This window comes from Streptomyces sp. NPDC051740 (assembly GCF_044453165.1).
GTDB classification, from domain to species: domain Bacteria; phylum Actinomycetota; class Actinomycetes; order Streptomycetales; family Streptomycetaceae; genus Streptomyces; species Streptomyces atrovirens.
Window position 1 is genome coordinate 143,660 of sequence record NZ_JBITCL010000010.1, and the last position, 23,469, is coordinate 167,128.

Consider the following 23,469-nt stretch of genomic DNA (forward strand, 5'->3'; position numbering starts at 1 on the left):
TACGCTCCCCGTGTGAGGATTCCGGGACCCGAAGAGATCCGCGCGCTGCACCAGGAGCACGCGCCCACCGCCGAGGCGTTCGAACTCGTCCACACGCACTGCGAGATCGTCTGGAACATCGCCGAGCAGCTCATCTCGGCCTCGCGCCTCGACGTCGACGCCGAACTGGTCCGCGCCGGCTGCCTCCTCCACGACATCGGCGTCTACCGCCTCTACGGCGACGACGGCCTCCTGGACCACAAGAACTACGTCCGGCACGGCCTGCTCGGCCACGAACTCCTCGCCGGGGAGGGCTTCCCCGAACTCCTGTGCCGGTTCTGCTCCCACCACACCGGGGTGGGGGTCACGAAGGACGACGTCCTGCGCCAGGGCCTCCCGATCCCTCCCGCCGACTACCTCGCGGTGACGCCTGAGGAGCGGCTGGTGATGTACGCGGACAAGTTCCACAGCAAGTCCCGGCCGTCGGCGTTCCTCTCCCCCGACGCGTACGCCGCCCACGTCCGCCGCTTCGGCGAGGAGAAGGTCACCGCCTTCAAGGCCCTGCGCGCGGAGTTCGGCGACCCGGACCTCGACCGGCCGGTGCCGGAGGGCGGTGCGTCCGTCCGCCCGTGAGCGTCGCCGGGCGCCGACCACACCGCCGTCGCCGTCGCCCGTACGCCCACGCGGCGTACGGGCTTTCTCCTTCCGCGCGGACGGACGGAGCCGGCCGACGCGGCGGCGCGGCCCGCGCGATGCGTGGGCCGTGTGACGGGACCGCGAGCCACGTGTGAATCTTCTGCGGCTTCGGATGACGTTCGCCACAGCACCGGAGCAAAGAACCACAGCCGACGGGAGCGGTACGGCCCGTCGAATGACCGGGATGGCGGCGGTTCACGCCAATCCGGCACACGGACAAGCCGTGCCGGGCACCGACCCCGGCGACGAACCGCTCCGCTCCACCTGCCCTATGATCGTTTAATACTTGACTTCATCGCGCCTGCAATCCCTCCCCGGTGATTCTCGGCGACCGCGAACACGTCCATCGGTGCGGGTCTCGCGGTGGTGACACGCAGGAAGAAAGGTGAACCGCATGGCCCTCGGACTGCTCCGGCGTCGGCGTTCCCGCAGCGCCCCCGGCGCCGCACCGGACCTCTCGCTACCCCTGCCGGCCGGCGCCGGCGCGTACGGCTGCGAGGTCGTCGACCCCACGGGACAGCCCCTGGGCGGCGCCGAGGTCACGGTGACCGCCCTGGACAGCCACCGGGTCGCCGCCCGCGGCACCACCGATCCGTACGGTCTGTTCATGGCGGCGCTCCCGCCCGGCTCCTACAGCGTGATGGTCGCGGCGGAGGGCCTCACCCCGGTCCGCGACAACGTCGACATAGCCACCGGTGCCGCCCTCCCCCCGGCGCGCGTCGCGCTGCTGCCCGCACGCCAACTGGAACTGCCGCCGCCCGGCACCTGGCTGTTCGACCCGCCGCACACCGCGATCCGCTTCATCGCCAAGCACGTGGGCATGGCCCACGTCCACGGACGCTTCACCCGCTTCACCGGCGGCATCCGCATCACCCCGGACATGGGCGACTCCCAGGTCTCGATGCGCATCGACGCCGCCAGCATCACCACGGGCAACAGGACCCGTGACAACCACCTGCGTTCCGCCGACTTCCTCGACGTCGAGCGCTACCCGTACATCGACTTCACCAGCACCCGGTTCGTCTACCGGGGCGGCTCCAGGTGGACGCTGAACGGCACGCTCACCATGCACGGCACCAGCCGCTCCGTGGGACTGGACACGACGTACCTCGGCACGGTGAACGGCGGTTACGAACAGGAGCTGCGCTGCGCGGCCCTGGCGAAGGCGGAGCTGCACCGCGAGGACTTCACCCTCAACTGGCGCTCGATGCTGGCCCGCGGCATCGCGGTCGTCGGCCCGACCGTACAACTGGAACTGGACGTCCAGGCGATGTACCGCACCCCCGAGACCCCCACGCCCCCGGAGTAGGCCGGCGCGGGCGGCGGGTGGCGGCCTCGGTTCACGCGTAGGGGTCGGGGATCACCTCGGTCGCCGACTCGAGGACCTTCTCCACCCGCAGGACCGCGCTGCGGACCGCCCCCGCCTCCGCGACCAGCACGTCGGGGACATGGGACTCGTAAAAACGGAGGTACCCGACGGTACCCACGGTCGTCGTGCGCGCGCCGAGCCACAGCACCATCCTGCGCAGGTCGTCGAACTCGTCGGGATGCGCCTCCTGCCGCACGGTCAGCGCCCACTGCGGCCCGTCGGAGCACAGTTCCCCGACCAGTACGCCCCCGATCCGCAGCGCCGGCCCCCGGTCCTCCCAGAGGGGGTACTCGTACCCGTCGTCCTGCCGGCCGCCCTCCTCCCCCAGGTGCCAGCGGAGCAGGGCGAGGTCCCGCGGCGGGAGCGAGCCCGGCAGGTCGAGCGTGAGCTGGAGTTCGTGGATGTCGGCCATGGTCAGAAGGCTACGAGTCCCGGTGCGGTACCCCTCACCGCGGACGGCGGCTGCCGGGGCACCGAACGCGGCCTGCGCGCATTGGCGACGCGGGGCACGGGCCGCAGGAACAAGCACGCTCGGCAAATCCTGCACGCTCTCACGGACCGTTCTACCCTCGTTGCAGTTCCCCGCGATTCACCTGGGCCAGGAGAGGTGGCTCGGACTCCCCCTCGTAGCCGAGGTGGAGTTCCTGCCGTGCGCGGGTGGCCATCACGTAGTACGACATGCGCAGGGCGGCGGAGGTGGGGTCCGTACCCGCGTCCGCGTGTGTGTCGGGGATGACGACCGTGTCGAAGCCGAGCCCCTTGGCGCTGCGGCGGTGCACGATCACGATGCCGGGCCGGCCCAGGTCGAGGTTGCGGTACTGACCGCCCTTGGACTCGGACGTGTACAGCTGGGGCTTCAGGCGTGGCGCGCGGTTCTGGACGCTGCCGAGCAGGGAGAACTGGGTGTGCTTGGTGGCGGCGATCACTCCGATGCTCTTCTTGGGCTGGGTCTCGGCGAGCAGGACGAGCAGGTCCGCTACGCCCCGCTCGTGGAAGCGGTGCAGGCGTGGCACCGGTCCCTGGCGGCCGGGCAGGACCGGCGTGCCGGCACCGGTGTGGAAGTGGGCCGCGAAGGACGCGATCTGCTCGGTGTTGCGGTGATTGCCGGCGAGTTCGTGGCGGGTGCACCGGCCGAGGTTGCGGGCGATCTCGTCGAGGGTGGAGTTGGTGTCGGTGAGCCGTTGGCACTGGTCCGCGAAGACGGTCGTACGGGCCCCCAGCATGCGGCAGAGCAGGTAGAACTCCGGGGGCAGGTCCTGCCCTTCGTCGATGACCAGGGTGGGCCCGACGGCCGGTGCGGTGTCGGCGGCACGGTTGTGGAGGGCGTCCCAGTCGTACCAGCCGTCGCCGCCGCCGGGCGGTGTGGCGCCGTACCAGTCGGCGAGCCAGCGGTGTGCGGTCATGACGCGCACCGAGCGGTCCGCGGGGCCCAGTGCGTGCACCGTGCCGGCGAGCGACTGGCGCAGCAGGTTGGAGTAGGTCAGCAGGACCACCGGGGTGCCGGTGAGGGCGAGCATGGCGGCGCGCTGCGCGGCCAGCACGCTCTTGCCGCTGCCCGGCGGTCCGCCGACCAGGTGGTTGCCGTCGAAGGGGAGTCCGTCGAGGCCGGACCGCTGGTCGGGGTCGAGGTCGAGGTAGGTGAGGGTCACTGCTGCTCCAGGGCGCCCGCCGCGGCGGCGCGGGCGGCGGTGACGATCGACTGCAGGTAGCCGGGAACCCGTTCGCCGCCGACGACGAGGGCCCGGTCCAGGAGGCTGTTGCCGGCCTCACAGCTGGTCTCCGGGAGGAGGGCGCAGGCGTGGCAGGCGGCCCGGTTGAGGTTGCCGAAGCCCTGCCCGGAGTGTTCGGCGCACAGCGGGTCGGCGGAGCACCAGGCGGCGGACTCGGTCATCCGCAGCAGTGTTTCGGCCAGCCGCGGCGGTTCGCCCTGGCGGACCAGTCCGCCGAGGGTGCCTTCGGCGTCCCCGGCGGCGGTGTAGACGAGGATGCCGTACTGGTCCTGTTCGGGGCGGGCGTAGATCCGTTCGCGCAGGCTCGCCGTCGTGTAGCCGGACTCGAAGGACAGCTGGCGGATGAGGAGGTGGGCCAGGGTGTGCAACAGGACGAAGCGCGGGGAGAGTTCGGGACCGGTCACGTTCCGCAGACGGTCCTTCTGGAAGGAGCGGTCGAGGTCGGCCCGCATGCCCTTGACGCGTCCGCGTACGTCCGGGTCCTCCTCCCAGTCCTTCAGCGCGCCGTGGTCGAGGGTGAGGAAGACGCCCTCGCCGAAGACCTCGACGGCGGGCAGCCACTTCAGCCGGCGCGAGGTGTCGGCGGGGACGACGGCGGCGTCCGGGGAGACCCGGGTGAAGCCGGACAGGGCGCGGACCTCGCGGAGCCGGTCGGCGAGGACGACGCGGCCGAAGCGGCTCGCGAGGCCGGCCCAGGGTTCGTCGGTCTCGCCGACCAGGCCGAGCGTGGTCCCGCGCAGGGCGAAGTCACGGGTGGCGGGCGGGGCGGGTGCCGTGAACGCGGCCCATTCCTCCCGGCTCAGGTCGGGCCGTGCGGGGCCGTCGGGTGCGGCAGCCGTGACGGCAGGGCTCGTACCGCCCGTCTCCTCGGCCAGGAGTGCGTCCAACAGACCGTCGTCGGCCCCCGTGTCCTCCTGGATCATCTGCCGGAACAGGGCGGCACGGGGCGAGGCGGGGTCGCGGCACAGCGACACCCAGAGGTGGTGTTCGCGGACCTGGTCCGCGAACGCGTCGTCGGCGTGCGCGGGGACGTCGGTCTCGGGGATGTCGAGCGCGGAGTGCACGATCGGGTAGTAGAGGTTGCCGGCGGTCCGCTGCACGATCTGCACCGGGCGCGGGCACTCGACGGCTTCGCCGGCACGCTGCCAGGGGTTCCGTCCCGAGCAGCGCATACCGTGGGTGCCGAGGATGTCGAGCAGGTCCCGGACGGCTCCGCAGCCCTTGGCGGTGCAGGCGACGGAGAGCGCTTCGAGGCCGGAGGCCCGTTCGGAGACGAGGAAGCGCAGCTTCTCGCGTTCCCCGCACTGACGGCGTTCGCCCCCGTCGCGCCGCGAGTGCGCCCAGAACCACCAGTCGACGTCGCCGAGGTGACCGGCCTGGCAGATCTGCGCGAACCGCATCGGTGCCAGCGTCCGCGCGGGAGAGCAGGAGGGGCAGCGCGGTGCCTGGCCGCGCTTCTCGTCGGCGATCCGCCACCGCTTCATCCGCCGGCAGGCACCGCAGAACAGCCAGGAGGGGAAGCGGATGTACGGCGCTCCGGGCGCGTCGGCGACGTCGAAGCGGTCGCCCGCGGCGGCGGGCGCGGCGTAGAAGCCGGAGACGCCGAGGCGGTCCGCGAGCCGGGGCGAGCCGATGGGCTGCCTGCCGCGGGACGGCCAGTCGCCGATGCCGGTGGCGACGAACGACTCGCCCTGGATGTCGAAGACGGCCCCTACCCCGAAGGGCACCACGGTCTGCGACTGACGTACCCGGAGTGTGCGGCTCACAGGTCGGCTCCCTTCACTGTCACCTGGCATTCCCGGTCGACGTTGCGCATCGAGTTGGGTGTCTCCCACAGGCCGTGGACCTGCTCGAAGCTCTTGATGAGGTTGGACTGGCCCTTGCCCTGGCCTCGGTAGTACAGCTCGCGGCCGTCCTTGCGGGCCTGGCGCGCTAGGTCCTCCCACTCGGCGAGCAGCCCGGCGAGCTCCTTGCGCACCTCCTCGCCGGTCCCCGGTTCGACAGTTTCGGCCCGGGTGGCCAACTCGTCGACGAGGGCTTCCACTTCGGTCGTCCGGTCGAGGATCCGCCCGGCCTGGTTCTCGGCCGCCAGTCCGAGCCGGTGCCGTACGAGGACGACGAGCACGGCGTGCAGGGCGCGGCGGCGGGAGGGCACGGACCAGGGGGTGACGCTGGTCGGCTCGACGTGCCGGTAGAGCGCGCGGTGGTACACGTCGAAGGTCTCGTAGTGCGAACGGTCCCTGGGGCGGGTGGCGTTGAAGAAGGTCACCACGAGTCCGGGCACGGCGTGGCGGCCCACACGGCTGGTGGCCTGGATGTACTCGGCGGTCGTCTTGGGCTGCCCCTGCATCAGCATCAGTGCGAGCCGCTTCACGTCGACGCCGACGGACAGCATGTTGGTGCAGGGCAGGAAGGACACCGACCTCGCGTCGTCCCAGCTCTTCTCCAGCCGGTCGAGGAGCACGGGCTGCTCGGAGCGCGGCAGGTTGCTGGTGAGTTCCTCGACCTGCTGGTCCGGCAGGGGGCGTACGCCGCTGCCGGTGTCGAGTCCGGCGAGCTGGGCGGGGATGTCGTCGGCGGCGGCGGTGACCGTGCGGCCCAGTTCGCGCAGGCTGTGGTGGTAGGCGACGAGCGTCCAGTAGGCGTCCCGGTGTTCCTCGGGAAGTTCCCAGGCGCCCTGGAGCAGGGCGGCGGCGGTGGCGACGGAGGCACGGCCGGCGGTGTGCCCCTGGGCCATGACGCCGACGTAGCGGCGGCCCGGCCGGGAGGTGTCGGGTTCGGCGAAGTAGGAGTGGCGGGCGTCGAGTCCGGCGGGCGGGAAGAGCTGGACGTCTCCCCCGTAGAGGGCGCGGACCTGCTCGCCGGAGCGGCGGATGGTGGCGGTGGACGCCACGACCTTGGGCCCGGTGCCGTCCGGCGCGGCGCACAGGCCGAGGACGGCGGACTCGTAGAGGCCGACGGTGGTGCCGAGCGGGCCGGTGAGCAGGTGCAGTTCGTCCTGGATGACGAGGGACGGCGGCCGGTTGCCGGTGCCGGCACCGAAGAGCCGTCCCGCACGCGGCTCCCAGGCGAGGCGGGCGAACTTGTCGACGGTGCCGAGGACGAAGGTGGGCGGACGGTCGTACAGGTGGTCGTCCACGACGGCGACGGGCAGTTCGTCGTGGAAGAGGCACTCGTCCCTGGGGCAGAAGAAGGCGAAGGAGTCGGCGGCGGCACGCACCCCGTAGTCGCCGATGTCGGGCGACTTGTGGGCGGGCAGGACGCGCGTGCCGCACCACGGGCAGCGGTCGAGGATGAACACGTCGTCCGGGGTGGCGGCCTCGCGCGCGTTCTCGAAGTCGCGGCGCGCCTTGTCGTAGCTGTTCGCGGTGGTGGTCTCACCGACCCACAGCCCGATGGAGAACGGCTCCTCGCCGTAGGTGGCCGGGTCGGCCCGGCGCATGGACTCCAGGGCGCACACGGTCGTCGCGGCGCGCTGGAACTGCTGTGTGGTCAGCAGGCTGAGCGTGTACCGGCTGAGCACGGCGGTGCCTCCGCCGTCGGGTCCGCCCCGGCGCAGCACCATGACGAACGCGGCCAGCAGCAGGTACGCCTCGGTCTTGCCGCCACCGGTCGGGAACCAGATGAGGTCCGTGACGGCGCGGTCCGGGTGCCGGGGGTCGACGGCACCGTCGACGGCCAGCAGGAAGAACGCGAGCTGGAAGGGGCGCCAGGTGGCGTCCGCGTACGGCTGCGGGTCCGGCGGTACGCCGTTGTCGCGGCGGGGGCGTCGGGTGCCGGCGAGGTCGGCCGCGGAGTGGCGCATCTGCAGGGCCATGGCGCGGTTGGCGGCCCGGAAGGCGTGCAGCAGTTCGGGGCGTCGGGGGTCGCAGAGGGTGCGGACGCCGGACTCGATGCGGGAGACCGCGGTGCCGATCCGTCCGAGGACGCGCTCGGCCGCCTCACGGCCCCACTCGGGCACCTCGGTGTTGAGCTGACCGACGTACCAGGCCCGGTACGCGGAGGCGAACTCGAAGAGCTCTTCACGGAGTTGGTCGACGGAGACAGCCGGGTCGGCGAGGTGGGCGAGGCTGAGCACGGGGGTGTCGGTGAGTCCGGCGGCCCGTACGCCCGTGACCTCCGCCTCGGGCATGACGGCCGCCCGCAGTCCCGTCACCGTCCGGTCGTCGCCGTCCCGCAGTTCCTCGACGGCGCACCCGTGGCCGACGGCGTGGGTGCGCACATGCCGGTACTGCAGGCGCAGTTCCTGTTCCTCCGGGTCCCTGCTGGCCAGACGCACACTCGGATACTGGAGCACCCGCCCGTCGACGGGCCGGGCCCGCAGCTCCACCTGGAACAGCATGCCGTCCCAGTGGGCGCTCCTGCCGAGCGCGGAGTCGTACCGGGCGGCGTTGACGAGGGCGACGGTGACGAGCTTGCCGTTGCCGAAGTCACGTCGCGTGAGGCGCAGTTCGGCTCGTGCGTCCAGGACGGAGACCTGGTCCCGGTCCGGGCCGAGGAGGTGTGTCTCGGCCGGTATCGCGATCCGCTGCCACGTCCGGCCGCGCTGGTCGCTGCGCGACCGAGTGCGGTAGCGGGCGGCGGAGCACTCGACCTCGAGGGTCTCGGCGTCGGTGTAGAAGCTGAATCCGAGGGACGACGGCAGCCAGGAGTTCGACTCCGGCACGGGGTCGCCCGCCGGCGCGGTGTCCTCGGCCCCCCGCTCGGTGCCGGCCCCGTCGAACTCCTCCCTGGCAAGGTCCAGTTGCCCCTGCAGGTCGGCTTCCTGCGGGTAGAGGGTGCCCATGAGGTACTGCCGGTCGGGTGGTGCGTCGAGCGTCTCGTCGTCGCCGTCGACCGGGCCGACGAGTTGCCGCCGCAGGTAGGAGACGAGTTCCTGTCTGGGGTCCATGGGATTCCTGGTGTTCATGAGAGGGGAGGGGGCGGGTGGGTGGCCGGCGGATTCAGGAGCGGCGCCAGCGGTCCCGGAGGGAGCCACGACCGCGGTCGGCCGCTTCCTGGGCCGCGGCCAGTTGTGCCTGTACCTCGCTGAGTTGCCTCTGCGTCTCGCCGAGTTGCGTCTGCAGGTCGGTGACGCGGAGCCAGGCGTCGTGCTCGCTCTGTGCGATGCGCCGGGCCGCCTCCTGCTCGGCCTCCTCGGCTCGCCGCCGGGCCGCCTCGACGAACAGGTCCCGCTGGGCGACGGCCGCTTCGGCCTCCCGCAGGCGTGCCTCCACCTCGGCGACGCGCAGTCGGGCACCCTCGCGGTACTCCTCCCGCGCCGACGCGGCGGCACGCTCCCGCTCGTCGGCGGTCGTCTCGGCCTTCCGTAGGCGGGTCTCCAGCTCGGCGACCCTCGCCCCGGCGGCGCGTTCACGCTCGGCGGCCTCCGCCCGGGCCTCGCCCAGCCGTGCCTCGAGGTCCCCGATGCGTGCCTCGGCACCCTCGCGGTAGTCGCGCAGCCTCTGCTCCAGCTCGTCCGCCCGCTGTCCGGTGTCGGCCGTCTCCCGGGCGGCCTCTTCCGCACGCTCGGCCCGGCGCAGCACTGCCTCGTAGGACTCGCGGTGCTGCTCCTCCAGACGCGCGAGGTGCTCCTCGGCCTGGCGCCGCACCTGCTTCTCACGCCGGTCCCGGGACCGGTCCGCACGGTGCAGCAGCACCTCTTCCCACGCGTCGAGCTGTCGCTCGGCCTCGGCCCGTACGGCCGCGACACGCTCGTCGGCACGGCGCCGTTCCTGGTCCAGCCGAAGCTCGTTCTCCTGCGTCAGCAGGGCGATCCGGGCCTCGTGCCGGGCGCGGACCTCGGCGAGCGACGGCTCGGTGCCGGACGACTGCGGCTCCGTGCCGGACGACTGCGGCTCCGTGCCGGACGACTGCGGCTCCGTGCCGGACGACTGCGGCTCCGTGCCGGACGACTGCGGCTCGGTACCGGCCGACCGCGGCTCGGTACCGGCCGACCGCGGCTCGGTACCGGACGACCGCGGCTCGGTACCGGCCGACCGCGGCTCCGTGCCGGACGACCGCGGCTCCGTGCCGGACGACCGCGGCTCGGTGTCGGCCGACTGCGGCTCGACCGGCGTGGAAGGAGCGGGAGAGGGCGCCGGGCGCCCGCTTGCCGTGTCGGCCGCCTGCTCCGCGACCGTACTCGCACCGGCGCCGCCGTTCCCGGATGCGGGAACCGTCCGTGGCGGGCGCGCCGCGACGAACTCCGCGAGGGCGGCACCGACGGCGAGGCGCGACTCGGCGTTCACCAGTGGTCTTGTGGCCAGGTACGCCCGGGGAGTGGCCCCGGCCAACGCTCCGGCGGGCCGCTCGAAGAAGTGCTCGGGCCGCAGTCCCGCGTTCTTGACGGAGTCGAGAACCTTCTCCAGGACTTCCAGGGCTTCGACCACGGGCCGGTCGAGCGTCCCCCGCTGCCGCGCGGCGCGCACCACCGCGTCCGTGACGGAGGAGCCGAGCAGTACGGACAGTTGCAGATGTCCCAGGGCGAGCAGAGCGTACCCGGCGAGCCAGGTCACTCCTCCGCCCAGCGGTGGCCGCGTCAGCGTCAGGGCCTTGTCCCAGTCGGCGGTGGTCTGCGGCGCACCGGCCGGGCCGGCGGTCTCCGCCGGTCGTCCCGTCTCCGGTACCGATGCCGGTTCGGAGCCGGACACCTGCGTGACCTCGGGCTCCGGCACCTGCCCGCGCTCGGGCTCCGGCACCTGCCCGCGCTCGGGCTCCGGCACCTGCCCGCTCTCGGGCTCCGGCGATTTCGCCGCCACGGCGAGGAACTCCCGCAGGGAGTCCCGTACGGCCAGCCGCGACTCGCGGTCCACCAGAGGGCTGCGTACGAGATAGGCACGGGGCGTCGCCCCGACGAGCGCTTCGGCGGGGCGGTCGAAGAAGTCCTCCGGCCGCCGCCCGGCGGCCACCAGGGCGTCGAAGACCCGGCGCAGCACTTCCAGCGCGGTCAGCACCGGACGCGAGAGGTATCCGCCGCTGCGGGCGTCCCGCACCACCGCGTCGGCAGCCGGCTGCCCCAGCACCGCCGCCAGACCGTCGTCCCCCAGCGCCGCACGTGCGTAGTCGGCGAGCCACCAGAGGTGGTCGACGGGTTCCTCCGACATCCGGCAGGCGCGCCCCCAGTCGGCGGCGACGACGTCCGGCGCCGTGGTGTCCACGGCCTCATCGGTGTCCGTGAGCGCCCCTGCACGGGCGTCCTCCCGGGGGATCACGGGCACCGCGATCTCCGCCTCGACGATCGGCGTGTCACCGTTCGGCTCCGTCTCCCCCACCACCGGGGTGGACGCCGAAGCCGCAGTCGCAGCCGCCTCCGTCCACTCCCCGGCGGCCCGGGCGAGTCGCTCCGCCCTGGCCTTGCGCAGGGCGATCCGGGCCCGGGCGGTGCGGGCCGCGTGGGTGGCGCGGGCGATCCGTGCCGCCCGCTTGGCCTCGGCGGCGCGTTCCGCCGCGCGCTCGGCCTTCTCGCACGCGGCGTCCAGGCCGACCAGTCCCGCCTCGCGCACCCGCTCCCGCAGCACGGGCCGGACCTTGCCCTCGATCTGCCGGATGCGTTCGCGGGTGACGCCGAACTCACGTCCGAGGTCGTCCAGGGTCGAGGGTTCGTCCCCGTCGAGCCCGAGCCGCCGCACGAGGATCCGCGCCTCCCGTTCGGTGAACGTGTCCACCACGGCCAGGACGTCCTCCGCGAACAGGGCTCCCACCACCTGCCGCTCCACCGACGGCAGGACATGGGTCTCCGCCACGAAGTCCGCCAGGGTGGCGCCGTCGCCGATGACGCGGTCCAGGGAGTCGGTGCGCCGGGTGAGCTTCCGGATCTCCTGCACCTTCTGCAGGGTCATGTCGCACCGCACCGCGACATCGGCGTCGCCCGCACGCCGCCCCTCGGCCGCGAGCGCGCGTTCGGCCCTGGCCACCTTCCGCATCTGTTCGTGCATGTGCACCGGGACGCGGATCAGCGCGCCCTCGTCGGCGATGGCCCGGGTGATGGACTGCCGGATCCACCAGGTGGCGTAGGTGGAGAACTTGTTGCCCATGGTCGGGTCGAACTTCCGCGCCGCCCTGAGCAGACCGAGGAAACCGTGCTGGAGGAGGTCCTCGTAGTCGAGCCCCTGGTCCTGGTAGGGCCGCGCCAGGGAGTGCACGAGCCGCTGGTTGTGCACCACGAGGCAGTCCCGGGCACGGATTCTGAGGTCTTCGGGAGGGAGGGCCTTCAGTTCGTCCTCGTCCGGTTCCCGCGCGATACGGTCCGGTCCGCCCCGCAGCAGTACGGCCAGGCCGACCTCTGCCTGCGCGCTCAGCAACCGGCTGCCGGGGCGCCGCACCCGTCGGTCGGTGTCCAGGACGGCGTGCGCCGCGGCCACCGACTCCGCGAGGTCCCCTCGTGACACGTCCCCCGCGGACGCGTCCTCCGCCGGACCCGGCGCCTCGGCTTCGGCGTCCTTCGCGCCGTCGGACGCGTCCGGCTCGTCGGTCCCCTCCCCGTTCCCGGCGTCCGGCTCCCCCTCCGGGTCCCGCACCAGAGCCCTCGCACGGAGCTGAGCGGCCTCGTGCGCGCCGAGCCCGGCGAGCCGGATCACTCCGTCCACGACTCTCGGGGTCACGTACCCGTCGGCGTCCGCGTAGCGGTTCAGCAGGTTCTGTACGAGCGACAGGCGGGGGAACACATTTTCCGCACGATCCCGTGCAACCTTTTCACCGCCCCGCTGGTCACCCCCTGTGTGCATCTGCAATTCCCTCACGGGCAGCCCCAGCCGGGCCAGCTCCTGACGCAGCCGTTCCCGCTCGGCGTCCCCCAGGGCGAGCGCCCGCACGCTCTCGGCGAAGACGTGCTCCGGGACGACACCGTCCACGGCCGCGCGCCGCAGCCGCGCCAGCACCTCACCGAGCGCCGCACGCAGACCGGACGATCCGGCGTCGACCGCAGACCACTGCACCATTAGTTCACCTCTAAACTTCCCTCGACCACCCACGCTAGGCCCTACACGTTGATGATGTCAACGTACTGTCACCTATCGATTTGATCGCCCTTCGTGTACGGTTTCGCCTGCCGCCGCTTCCCCTCTGTCACGATGGGTGGGCGCAGCGACACGTGAGGGGGTCCTGTCCGTCAGGGGCAGGGCGGGACGCGTACAAGGGGGAAGCAGCGAGTGAGGTTTACCCCGGTCCCTGCACGGCGATCGCCGCGTGCATCCCGACTACTCCCCACTGCGACAAGCCTCTTCAGGAGCAGGCGATGAGCAACGAGATTCAGCTGATCAGTGACGGTGATGGACTCGCAGTCATTGGGAATGCGACGGATGTCGAACGGTTCCTCGCCTCGGAGGTATTGCCGTCGAAGGACCTCGGGGTGCAACGGCTCAAGTCCGTCTTCGGTACCGGGGCTGCGGTCGCGCAGGCGGGTTCGGACATTGCCGCCGACTCGGGTCGCTGGGTGAAGCTGACCAAAGAGTCCGCGGAGCGTGTCAAGAAGTTCGGGCTGATGCAAAGCAAGACGCCAGGTGTCAGCCATGCGATGGTGGGAAAACCCGGCTCGATCAAGAATTGGCTCCAGGTCGAGAAGGGGGCCGGCTCGTTCCTGACCAGCCCTGCACGTCTGGCTGGTGTCGCGGGGGTCATGGCGCAGCTCTCGATGCAGCAGACCATGGACGAGATCACCGACTACCTCGCCACGATCGACGAGAAGGTCGACGACGTGCTCCGCGCTCAGAAGGACGCTGTGCTGTCCCGCATGATCGGAATGGACCTCGTGATCGAGGAGACCATGACCATCCGAGAGCAGGTGGGCCTAGTCTCCGAGGTCACGTGGTCGAAGGTACAGACCGCGCCGACGACGATCGCGGAAACCCAGGCGTACGCACTGCGTCAACTCGACGCCCTCGCGGAGAAGCTGGAGAAAAAGCCCAAGATCGGCGATCTCGCCACGACGGTCAAGGAAGTGGAGCCCAAGGTTCGGGAGTGGCTCGCTGTTCTGGCTCGCTGCTTCCAACTGCAGGACTCGATCGCCGTGCTTGAACTCGACCGAGTTCTGGACGCGAATCCGGATCAGCTGGACCAGCACCGCCTCGGGCTTCGGGCTGCCCGACAGAACCGGCTGGATCTCATCTCACGGAGCACCGAACGCCTGGTGGCCCGGATGAACTCGGCTGCCGACACTGCCAACGCGAAGGTGTTGCTGTACCCGGCCAAGTCCCCGGCTGTGGTCCAGTCGAGCAACCATGTGGTGACCGGCGTCCATGACTTTCACGTACGGCTCGGGATCGAGTCCGGTCGCCAGTCGTCGGAGGCGAGACGATGGGTGGAAGCGGCGGCGGAGGTGAAGGACAAGGCGCTTGAGACAGGGGCGAAGGGCGTCGATGTCGCCAGAAGCCTCGGCAACGAGACCCTCAACCGGGCCGGCTCGGTCAAGGGCAGGCTCTCCAGCGAGATCGCCGAGCGAGCACGCCGCCTGCGCGGGAACGAAAAAGAACGCGACGAGGAAGGCTGAGTGAGCGTCGACCGCCCACATCGTGGGGCGAGCCATCAACCGCCCACTCCACAGCCGACCTCCGTCAGTCCCGCGCCGCCGCGAAGCCCACGAAGCGCACCCAGCCCTCACGTTCTACGGCAAACGGCCGTCGGGCCACATCCTTGGAGTCCCGTACGTGGACGACCCGCTCCGTGACAGCGACCTCCACGCAGTCGTCGCCCTGTGCGCTGCTGTAGCTGGACTTGAACCAACCGAGTTCGGACGTGTTCATAGCGCTCCTCCGATCCGCATCAGCAGGCCCACGGAGTCCTTCGGGGAAAGTGCCTGCGAACGCAGTCTTGCATAGCGCATATGGATGCGGCTCACCTCTTTCGGGCCAGCGATCAAGCGGCCGTTCTCCTGGCCCTCGGAGTACGCCCGCCAGCGGCCGTCCGGCATCTCCAGCAGTCGTACAGGCCCCGAAAGGCATGCATGCTGCTCGCTGTCCGCAGGCATGACCTGAACGGTGACGTTGCGCAGAAGGCCGAGCTCAAGGATGAGATCGAGCTGCTCCGCCGTGACTTGCGTCCCTCCCAAGCGGCGCATGAGAACGGCCTCTTCGATGACGAAGTCGAACGTCGTGTTGGGATGTTCGCGGAGCAGTTGCTGACGCTCCATGCGCACCTGGACGGTGGTCTCCAGAACATCATCCGACAAGGGTGGAATCTCGTTCTCGCAGAGAGTCCGTACGTACCCCTCCGACTGCAACAGTCCAGGAATCAGCCGACACTCATACGTGCACAGACTCACCGCCGTACGCTCCAGCCTGGCCCACTGCCGAAACCAGGCCGCCAGCCCCGCATCCCCCCGCGTCAGAAACCGCGCCGAGTGCCGCAGCGCCCCCGTGTTCCCCAGCGCCTCCTCCGCCCGCTCCACGAAGGACGCGTCCGGTATCCGCCGCCCCAACTCCACCGACTCCACCGTGTGCTTGGAGTACCGGACCAGCTCCCCGAACTGCACCCTGCTCAGCCCCGCGTGCTCCCGCAGCGCCTGCACGACGGCCCCGAACGTCCGCAGGCTGTCCGACGGATCCGGTTCCCGTTCGCACTCCCCGCCCGGCACCGCCGGCTCCACATGGTCGGTCGTCATCCGAGGCCCACCTCCAGGTTCGCGCACACCGGGTCCCTCTGATGGAAAACGCCGGGAGCAGCCAAGAGGACACTCGTACAACCCACCCGTCATCCCCGTACGGTGTCGCACCGTACGGGGATGTGCCCCGCATGGACGCTCACGCGAGAGCCGCGTGTCCGCAACCGGAAGGGATCTTTCGCCCTGGAGGCGAACTCCCGGCCCCACCCTTGACCGCGCCACCACACCACCGACGCACCGACCGCCTCAGGGCAAGGGCATTTCCTGCTCGATCCACTTCGTGATCGACGGGCGCGAGGGGCGCCAGCCGAGGTCGTGGGCCCGGGTGGCACGTACGCGGCTGTTGGCGCCGAGGGCGTACCGGGAGAAGCCCTCCCCCCACACGGCGGCAGCGGAACCCAGATCCCACGGCTCCACCGGCCCCAGACCCAGCCGACGGGCGATCGCCTCACCGATCTCGGCGAACGAGGCGTCCTCGCCGCCCTCCACGAAGTAGAAGCCCGTGGCCGCGGGGTCGGTGAGCGCCAGGTGATACAGGTCGGCCATGTCATCGAGGTGCACCGTCGACCAGCGGTTCAGGCCGCGTCCGACGACGCGGACGGTCCTGCCGGCCCGGGCCTGGGTGACCAACGGCGGGATCAGCACGGTCTGCGGGCGCGGTCCCGTGCCGTTGCCGTAGATCAGTGAGTTGCACAGCACCACCGAACGCACTCCCGCCGCACCGGCATCGACGACGGAGCGGTCGATGGCGTACCGGGCCCGCCGGATCTCGTGGTCCCCCGGACTGAAAGGCTTCGCGTCGTCGAAGACCACCTCGGATTCGTACCGGCCCTGGGCATCGTCACCGATGACGCTGGTCCCGCTGGTGTGGATCAACACCTTGCCCGAACCCCGCAGGGCGTCGACGAAGGCGGCCACAGCGCCGCGGTGGTCGCTGTGAGCGGCGTTGACGACCGCGTCGGCGCGGTCGGCCTCTCGCTTGAGCAGCGCCGCGTCGTCGAGGTCCCCGACGACCGGTTCGATGCCGGCGGCGGCGAGAGCGTCGACCACGCCGGGCGTACGGGTCAAGCCGCGCACCGTGTGCCCCTCGCGGATCAGACGACGGGCCACAGCTCCGCCGATATAGCCGCCGGCACCTGTGAGAAAGACGTCCATGATGACTCCTGACGATGTCGGGGTGATGGGGTGTCAGCTGCGGAAGCGGCCTGCGGCACGCAGGGCTTCATCCAGCGGCAGGCGCTGCTGTCGGTCGCCGAACTCGCAGATGCGAGTGATGCGCCCCTCGTGGACCGTCACCTGGAGGCAACGTGAGATGCGCACCGGGGTGCCGTTCTCCAGTTCGCCCGAAGCGGTGGCGGCCAGAGCGAAGCCGTGGTGGTCGACGTGGAGGGACCAGATGCGGTCGGCGTGGTTTCTCACGAGGTCGGCGGTCGCACGGAGCATCCGCAGCATCGCACCCGCGAACTCCTTGCCGGGAAGTGACACGGTCTCGTGGTCGAAGCTGTGCCAGACCTCCACGGTCTCGGCGAAGAGCAGACCGAACTCGGGGTCGACCTGCGTCAGGCCGTACGTCCCGGTGAACCGACTGGCGACCTGGCGCACGGCGGCCAAGCGGGCGGACGACTCGGAGTCCTGCTCGTCGGGCCGGCCCGCAGCGGCTGCGGCTGTGTCACTGCTGGTCATCGGTTGCCCTCTCGTACCTACCCCCCTGCGGTCAGGGGCGCTCGGGAACCAGCGTCCGCGCCGCCGTGCCGATTCACGAAGGCGCCTTGCCGCTATGGCAAAAATTGCCGCGCGCGTGGGGAGGGGAGTCGTCCACGCACGCGCGGGTCGTCGGCGGTGCGTGCGCCCCGAAGGCGCGATGTCCTTCGGGGCGCGTGGCAGGGGTTTCGGTTCAGGCGTTGTAGCCGCCGTGGGCGTCCAGCACCGCGCCCGTGACGTACGACGCGGCGGGGCTCGCGAGGAAGGCGATCGCCGCGGCGATCTCGTCGGGGTGCCCCATGCGTTGCAGGGACAGCGAGCCGACCAGGGTCTTGAGGGTCTCGGGGTCCGGCGGTTCCATGCCGCCCTCCATCAGTCCGGCCTCCACGACGTTGGCCGTGATGTTCCGGGGCCCGAGGTCGCGTGCGACGCCCATGGTGTACCTCTCGATCCCGGACTTGGTCGCCGCGTAGTCGGCGAGGCCGGGGGCGCCGACCCGGGAGCCCAGTCCGGAACTCACCGTGATGATGCGGCCGCCCGTGCGCAGCACTCGGGAGGCGGCCCGGATGACGGCGATCACGCCGAGGTAGTTGGTGGCGTGCATGCGGTCCAGTGCGGCGGTGTCGGCGTCCGGGTCGTCCACCGTGCCGGCCACGGAGATCGCCGCGTTGTTGACGAGGATGTCCAGGCCGCCGAAGTGCGCGACCACGTCGTCGATCAGTGCCGGCGCCCGGCTCGTGTCCGCCTGGTCGGACTGGAGGGCGACGGCCTTGGCTCCCTTGCCGTGCACCTCGTCGACGACGGCCTGCGCCCGCTCCTCGGAGTTGACGTAGGTGAAGGCGACGTCGGCGCCCTGCTCGGCCAGCAGCCGTACGGTCGCGGCTCCCAGTCCGCGCGATCCCCCGGTGACCAGGGCGACCTTGCCCGTGAGTGGCTTGCTCATTCTTCTCTCCTCGTTGATTGGCCCTTCCCCCGACAGTTGTAACGCTAGTTGTTACGACACCTTGTTGCAACTTTTTCTGTTACGACTGCGTCGTCGTAACATGAACCGTTGCGGCCGAGAGGAGGGGTCCATGAGCGCCAACAGCAGGCTGACCATCGCCGCCCACGCGCTGGCCTGGATCGGTCTCTACCAACGTCAGGGCCATGAGGTCGCCACCTCCGAGCAGATCGCGACCAGTGCGAACACCAACCCCGTGGTGATCAGACGGCTGCTCGGCGAGCTGCGCAGGGCCGGGCTCGTGGAGTCCCGGCGGGGCGCGGGCGCGGGCTGGTCGCTGGCGCGCGAGCTGGAGTCGATGACCCTGCTCGACGTGTACGAGGCGGTGGAACCCGGCCCGCTGTTCGCCATGCACCGCACCACCCCGGACCAGGGATGCGTGGTGGGTCACGGCATCCAGCCGGCGATGCAGAACATCTACGAGGGCATCGAGGAGACCCTGAGACACGAACTGGCCCGCGTCACGCTCGAGACCGTACTCCAGGACGTACTCGCGACACCTCGCTAGCCTCCCCGGCACGCCCTGACATCACCCGGATCCCCATCCATGCCCAGGCCGGTGAACAGCCTGACGATCAGTCATGCCGAAGACAGTTGCGCCATCTCCCGCTCCAGGACCAGCTTGTCGGTTCGCACTCACCGTGGCCGGGCGGCCTTCCAGGATCCGGTGCATGTCGGATCCCGGGCTGCCGGAACGGATCACCGCGCGGAGCCGGACGAAACCGAAGCCACGCCGGAGGCCTCGGCGCACCGCCGGACCTGGCCAGGGGGCCCCGGACTTCCCGAGCTGACAGGCATCAGAACGGGTGCCCGACACTCGCACCCCGCACAGCATGTGTCCGTACGGTGACTCGACGTACGGGGCTCTCCTCTGGAACACGCCCCCGCGCGCCCGCCACGGTGGCCCCATGAGCACAACCACCCCACAGCTCCCCGCCGCCGCGCGGACGTTCACGCAGCAGTTCTCGTCCACCCGGCGCGGTGCCCGCCTCGCCCGTCTGCTCGCCTACGAGCAGCTGCGGACCTGGCAGGTATCACCCGGCGTCACCGACCGCGCGGAGCGGATCGTCGCGGAGCTGGCCGCCAACGCGGCGCTGCACGGCCACGTCCAGGGCCGCGACTTCCGTCTGACCCTCACCCACACCCCCGCCGCCGGCGCCCTGCGCATCGCGGTCACCGACGCCCGCGGGGACCGGTTCCCCTCCCCCGTCACGGACTTCGTCACGCCATTGGACGCCGAGTCGGGCCGGGGCCTGCTCATCGTCACCGCCCTGGCCGACCGCTGGGGCACGGAGCCGTATCCACCGGGCGGCAAGACCGTCTGGGCCGAGTGCGCGTGCTGAACACCGCCATGTCCGCCGACACGCTCGATGGGGCGAGGCCGCCGTCGCTCGGGTCTCCCCTCAGCGATGAGAACGGTATGGTCGATGGTATGGCAACCAAGAAGTACACCGTCACGCTTCCCGAGGAGCTCGCCGAGGCCATCCGGGCGGAGGTGGGCCCCGGAGGGTTCAGCCGCTATGTCACGCAGGCCATAGAGCGTCGGCGGGAGCAGGACCGGCTCGGTGAAGCGGTCGCCTGGTGGGAAGAGGAGTACGGCGAGGCCACCGAGGCCGAGCTGGCGGAGGCGGAGACGGAGCGCCGGGAGATCGAGCGCAGGCATGCCGAGCTGGCCCGCGCGCAGCGGGTGGCCGCCGGTGAGCCGGTCGAGGCCGCGTCGGAGGGACAGCCGGGGGTGGCAGCGTGACGGGGAACCCGGTATACCTTCTGGACTGCGAAGGTCTGTCCCGCTGGGTGCGGGGCGAGCGTCGGACGGGTGTCCGGATCAAGGACGCCCACCGGCTCGGCATCCGCGTCATGACCACTTCGATGACGTTGATCGAGGCGTACGACGTACGGACCTATCTCCCGGCCTGGCACTGGGTCCTCTCCCGGATCCACGTCGAGCCGGTGACCGAGGACATCGCCAAGGACGCCGTCGAGCTGCTCAAGGAAGCCGGCCTCCACGGCCACAAGTGCGCCACCGACGCGGCCCTGGCCGCCGTCGCCCTGCGACAGCCGGGGCCGGTCACCGTGTTCACCTCCGACGAGGACGACCTGCGCAAGCTGTGCGGGGACCGTGTGGTCGTCATGGGCCTGTGACCGGCCTGTCCGCCCCCCGTGGACTCGGTTTTCCGACCACACAGTATGGCGTCCGAAGCCACGAACCGGTGGTTACCGCCGCTTCCACGGATGTCGTGGAAGCCGAACCCGGCTCAGGCCGACGCACGGACACATGACCGACGGCCCGCCTTTCGCGGACGCGAGGGCAGGGCGGTCCGACCGGCGCATAGGGTCTTGGAGACGGTCCAGGGTCCTACGGACGAGGAGCAGGTGTGAGCGAGGAGTACGAGGTCCCCGCCGGCGCGACGCGGTATCCGGAGTTCCGGCTGCGACTGCCCGGTGACGGGCCCGAGGCCCGGGGGCGGCTGCTCGCGGACAAGGGCACCAACGGCAGTCAGAAGTTCGTCGTCCTGGCCGGGTCACCCGGCCGTGCGGAGGTCGTGCCCTCGTTCCCGCACCGCATGCCGTCGTCGTACCGGTTGCGGCGACGCCTGATCGACGAGGGCGTACTGGTCGAGTCCGCCGACTGGCCCGGCTGGCTGGAGACGACGCGGGACGTCGAGTGCAACTCGCCGTCGGCCGCCGCCGAGATCCTGGTCGGGCGCAGCGCCAACGGGTGGGCGGAGTGGAAGTCGGCCGACGGACATCCGCTCGCCGACTACCTCGACCAGGTCTGGTGGGGGCGCAACCGGGCCTGGCTGGTGCGGGGGTCGAACGTCTCCGGTCTCGACCTCGTGCAGCGGCTGTGGCGGTCCGAAGGACTGGTCTCCCTCTCGGCCCGCCACCTGCGCAAGGGCGTCGAGCAGGGCGTCAGCAAGGACCGGCTGCGCACGGCCGTCGACGAGGACTACGCCTCCACCGCCACGTACAACCAGAAGATGCAGCTCGTCGAGGACACGCACGCGTTCCTCTCCCGGATGCGGCCCGGCGACACGATGTGCACGATCTCCGGCGGGCGGCTGTACGTCGGTGAGGTCTCGGGCCCCGCCGAGCAGGTCGACTCCGAGGACGGCCGGTCCAACCTGCGCCGCCCCGTGGACTGGGCGGACCAGGGGCATCCCTATGACGAGTTGCCGGAGGAGCTGCAGCAGCGTCTCTCCGCCCAGCACGACGTGGTCGACCTCACCGTGGCCAAGGACCTCATCGACGGCCTCGGTCTGAGCGACCAGGACCTGATCGACGAGGCCGAGGCCACCGACCGCGACCCCAGTGTGGAGATCCCCGCCCTCACGGCCCGTCGCGAGCTGGAACTGCCCCGGCCGACAAAGGAGCTGGCCGCCGACCTGCTCGTGCACGACGCGGCGTGGCTGGAAGAAGTGCGCGACCTGCTCTGGGACGAGCGGCAGCTCGTGTTCTACGGTCCGCCCGGCACCGGCAAGACCTACCTCGCCCTCAAGCTCGCCGAGTTCCTGGGCGGCGGCCCGGAGCAGGTCAAGCTCGTGCAGTTCCACCCCTCCTACTCCTACGAGGACTTCTTCGAGGGGTTCCGGCCGCAGGAGGACCCGGAGACCCGCGAGGTGGCGTTCCGGCTCACCGCCGGGCCGCTGCGCGAGCTCGCCGATCTGGCGTCCCGCGAGGGCAACCGGCACATCCCGCACTTCCTGATCGTCGACGAGATCAACCGGGCCAACCTCGCGAAGGTCTTCGGCGAGCTGTACTTCCTGCTGGAGTACCGCAACAGGTCGGTGCGGCTGACGTACTCCGGTGACGACTTCGCGCTGCCGCCGAACCTGTTCGTGATCGGGACGATGAACACCGCCGACCGGTCCATCGCCCTCGTCGACGCGGCGATGCGCCGGCGCTTCGCGTTCGTCGAGCTGTCCCCGCGGACCGAGCCGACGAGCGGCCTGCTGCGCCGGTGGCTGGAGCGGGAGGGCAGGGACACCGAGCCCGCGGACCTGCTCGACGCCCTCAACGCGCGGATCGACGACCCCGACTTCCGCATCGGGCCCTCGTACCTGATGAAGAAGGGCGTGTACCGGGAGGGCGGTCTGGAGCGGACCTGGCGGACGAAGATCCTGCCGCTGCTGGAGGAGCACCACTACGGCGAGGGCGTGGACGTCGAGAAGCGGTACGGGCCGGCGGCTCTGCGGGAGTCGCTGGGGTGACGCGAGTCGTCGAGCTCGTCGAGCACGCGCCGGCGGTGAGCGTCCCACTGCCCGACGAGATGGGGCGGGCGCTCGCGGCCCTGCGGATCGTGGACGCCGCGCCGGACCCGTACTCCCCCGGACGCTGGTCGCTACGGGCCGGCAGCAAGGTCGGGGCCGTCACGGTCGCCGTGCCGGGGCACGGCGACCCGCTCACGGTCCGTATCACCCCCAAGGTACCGATCGTCCGTCTCTTCTTCCTGCTCGGCTACAGCCTCGATCCCGCCGGCGCCTGGCGGGGCGGTGAGGTCGACGTGGCCGAGCACCGGGAGGTGCTGCCGGCGCTCGCCCACGCCGTGGAGCGGCAGGTGGACCGGGCCCTGCGGCAGGGGCTGTTGCAGGGCTACCGGGTGACGGAGGAGACCTCGCCGGTCGTGCGGGGGCGGATCCGGGAGGCCGAGCAGATACGGCGCCGGTTCGGGGCGACGCTGCCGGTGGAGGTGGTGCACGACGACTTCACGACGGACATCGCGGAGAACCGGATCCTGCGGGCGGCCGTCGAGCGGCTGCTGCGGCTGCCCGGCGTGCCGCGCGAGGTTCGCCGGAGGCTGCTGCACCAGCGGGCGCGGCTGGCGGACGTCACGGTGCCCGTGCGCGGCCGGCCCCTGCCCGAGTGGCGGCCGAGCCGGCTCAACGCCCGGTACCACCACGCCCTGCGCCTGGCGCGGGCCGTGCTGGAGGACGCCTCCCCGGAGCACGGGCCCGGCGGGCTGCGCGTCGAGGGGTTCCTGTTCGACATGAACAAGCTCTTCGAGGACTTCGTGACCGTCGCCCTGCGGGAGGCGCTGCGCGGTTCCGGGTACGTCGCGCGGTTCCAGGACCCGCTCCACCTGGACGAGGCGCGGACGGTCCGGATGAGGCCGGACCTCGTCCTCTACGGGTCCGGCCGCGCGCCGTGTGCGGTGGCCGACGCCAAGTACAAGGTGGAGAGACCGGGCGGCTACCCGGACGCCGACCTGTACCAGATGCTCGCCTACTGCACCGCCCTCGGGCTGGGCGAGGGGCACCTGGTGTACGCGAAGGGCGACGCCGGCCATGCCGCCCACCGGGTGCGGCACGCGGGCACCGTCCTCCACCAGCACGCCCTGGACCTCGACCAGGACCCGGTGGGGCTGCTCACGGACGTCGCGGAGGTGGCCGCCCGGCTGGTGGACACGCCGCGCGTATGA

Annotated in this window: 19 protein-coding genes; 9 read left to right on the forward strand and 10 right to left on the reverse strand. The window is 71.3% G+C overall.

From position 1 onward, the window contains the following. Positions 1-12: 12 nt before the first annotated feature. Together ACIA6T_RS18865 and ACIA6T_RS18870 are read left to right on the forward strand one after the other, a co-directional pair. Positions 13-612 carry an HD domain-containing protein gene (locus ACIA6T_RS18865; RefSeq protein ID WP_399447600.1) on the forward strand — a complete coding sequence of 200 codons (600 nt, stop codon included), beginning with the start codon at positions 13-15 and terminating at the stop codon, positions 610-612. Positions 613-1,069: 457 nt separating this feature from the next. Beyond that, a complete protein-coding gene (locus tag ACIA6T_RS18870) occupies positions 1,070-1,984 on the forward strand; it encodes a YceI family protein (RefSeq protein ID WP_399447601.1) in 915 nt (304 codons plus the stop codon). 31 nt (positions 1,985-2,015) lie between these two features. Here ACIA6T_RS18870 and ACIA6T_RS18875 read toward each other — a convergent pair whose 3' ends face one another. The 5 genes from ACIA6T_RS18875 to ACIA6T_RS18895 all read right to left on the reverse strand — a co-directional run bounded on the left by ACIA6T_RS18875 (position 2,016) and on the right by ACIA6T_RS18895 (position 12,692). Further along, the gene (locus tag ACIA6T_RS18875) at positions 2,016-2,456 is read right to left on the reverse strand and encodes a hypothetical protein (RefSeq protein ID WP_399447602.1); all 441 of its coding nucleotides are present in this window, start codon (positions 2,454-2,456) and stop codon (positions 2,016-2,018) included. A gap of 151 nt (positions 2,457-2,607) precedes the next feature. Next, positions 2,608-3,693 (reverse strand): DNA helicase, encoded by a 1,086-nt coding sequence (locus ACIA6T_RS18880; protein ID WP_399447603.1) that lies wholly within the window; start codon positions 3,691-3,693, stop codon positions 2,608-2,610. After that, complete coding sequence (gene drmB / locus ACIA6T_RS18885) at positions 3,690-5,540, reverse strand: DrmB family protein (RefSeq protein WP_399447604.1); 1,851 nt, start codon at positions 5,538-5,540, stop codon at positions 3,690-3,692. The genes ACIA6T_RS18880 and drmB overlap by 4 nt, the downstream gene beginning before the upstream one ends. Next, positions 5,537-8,665: a helicase-related protein gene (locus ACIA6T_RS18890; protein WP_399447605.1), complete on the reverse strand. Its 3,129-nt coding sequence runs from the start codon at positions 8,663-8,665 to the stop codon at positions 5,537-5,539. Before ACIA6T_RS18890 ends, drmB begins: the two co-directional genes overlap by 4 nt. 52 nt (positions 8,666-8,717) lie before the next feature. Beyond that, a complete protein-coding gene (locus ACIA6T_RS18895; RefSeq protein WP_399447606.1) occupies positions 8,718-12,692 on the reverse strand; it encodes a sigma-70 family RNA polymerase sigma factor in 3,975 nt (1,324 codons plus the stop codon). 296 nt (positions 12,693-12,988) lie between these two features. On the opposite strand from ACIA6T_RS18895, the gene ACIA6T_RS18900 reads away from it, so the two are divergent. Next, positions 12,989-14,239, forward strand: coding sequence for a hypothetical protein (locus ACIA6T_RS18900; RefSeq protein ID WP_399447607.1), 1,251 nt, complete (start codon positions 12,989-12,991; stop codon positions 14,237-14,239). A gap of 64 nt (positions 14,240-14,303) precedes the next feature. Here the strand turns inward: ACIA6T_RS18900 and ACIA6T_RS18905 are convergent, their stop codons facing one another. The 5 genes from ACIA6T_RS18905 to ACIA6T_RS18925 all read right to left on the reverse strand — a co-directional run bounded on the left by ACIA6T_RS18905 (position 14,304) and on the right by ACIA6T_RS18925 (position 17,993). Next, positions 14,304-14,492 carry a DUF397 domain-containing protein gene (locus ACIA6T_RS18905; protein WP_399447608.1) on the reverse strand — a complete coding sequence of 63 codons (189 nt, stop codon included), beginning with the start codon at positions 14,490-14,492 and terminating at the stop codon, positions 14,304-14,306. Then, the gene (locus ACIA6T_RS18910) at positions 14,489-15,349 is read right to left on the reverse strand and encodes a helix-turn-helix domain-containing protein (RefSeq protein ID WP_399447609.1); all 861 of its coding nucleotides are present in this window, start codon (positions 15,347-15,349) and stop codon (positions 14,489-14,491) included. Before ACIA6T_RS18910 ends, ACIA6T_RS18905 begins: the two co-directional genes overlap by 4 nt. 246 nt (positions 15,350-15,595) lie before the next feature. Continuing rightward, positions 15,596-16,504, reverse strand: coding sequence for an NAD-dependent epimerase/dehydratase family protein (locus ACIA6T_RS18915; RefSeq protein ID WP_399447610.1), 909 nt, complete (start codon positions 16,502-16,504; stop codon positions 15,596-15,598). A 33-nt stretch (positions 16,505-16,537) separates the two neighbouring features. Continuing rightward, the gene (locus ACIA6T_RS18920) at positions 16,538-17,032 is read right to left on the reverse strand and encodes a hypothetical protein (protein ID WP_399447611.1); all 495 of its coding nucleotides are present in this window, start codon (positions 17,030-17,032) and stop codon (positions 16,538-16,540) included. A 211-nt stretch (positions 17,033-17,243) separates the two neighbouring features. Next, the gene (locus ACIA6T_RS18925) at positions 17,244-17,993 is read right to left on the reverse strand and encodes an SDR family NAD(P)-dependent oxidoreductase (RefSeq protein WP_399447612.1); all 750 of its coding nucleotides are present in this window, start codon (positions 17,991-17,993) and stop codon (positions 17,244-17,246) included. 130 nt (positions 17,994-18,123) lie between these two features. Between ACIA6T_RS18925 and ACIA6T_RS18930 the strand changes: the two genes are divergently transcribed. From ACIA6T_RS18930 to ACIA6T_RS18955, 6 genes are all read left to right on the forward strand, one after another. After that, on the forward strand, positions 18,124-18,558 hold the full coding sequence (locus ACIA6T_RS18930; protein WP_399447613.1) for an Rrf2 family transcriptional regulator: 435 nt from the start codon (positions 18,124-18,126) through the stop codon (positions 18,556-18,558). Between the two features lie 400 nt (positions 18,559-18,958). Beyond that, positions 18,959-19,393, forward strand: coding sequence for an ATP-binding protein (locus ACIA6T_RS18935; protein WP_399447614.1), 435 nt, complete (start codon positions 18,959-18,961; stop codon positions 19,391-19,393). 89 nt (positions 19,394-19,482) lie between these two features. Next, the gene (locus tag ACIA6T_RS18940; RefSeq protein ID WP_359561550.1) at positions 19,483-19,797 is read left to right on the forward strand and encodes a hypothetical protein; all 315 of its coding nucleotides are present in this window, start codon (positions 19,483-19,485) and stop codon (positions 19,795-19,797) included. Next, positions 19,794-20,192, forward strand: a complete 399-nt coding sequence (locus ACIA6T_RS18945; RefSeq protein WP_399447615.1) for a hypothetical protein — start codon at positions 19,794-19,796, stop codon at positions 20,190-20,192. Before ACIA6T_RS18940 ends, ACIA6T_RS18945 begins: the two co-directional genes overlap by 4 nt. Positions 20,193-20,425: 233 nt before the next feature. After that, positions 20,426-22,261: a DUF4357 domain-containing protein gene (locus ACIA6T_RS18950; RefSeq protein WP_399447616.1), complete on the forward strand. Its 1,836-nt coding sequence runs from the start codon at positions 20,426-20,428 to the stop codon at positions 22,259-22,261. Continuing rightward, complete coding sequence (locus ACIA6T_RS18955; RefSeq protein ID WP_399447617.1) at positions 22,258-23,469, forward strand: McrC family protein; 1,212 nt, start codon at positions 22,258-22,260, stop codon at positions 23,467-23,469. Before ACIA6T_RS18950 ends, ACIA6T_RS18955 begins: the two co-directional genes overlap by 4 nt.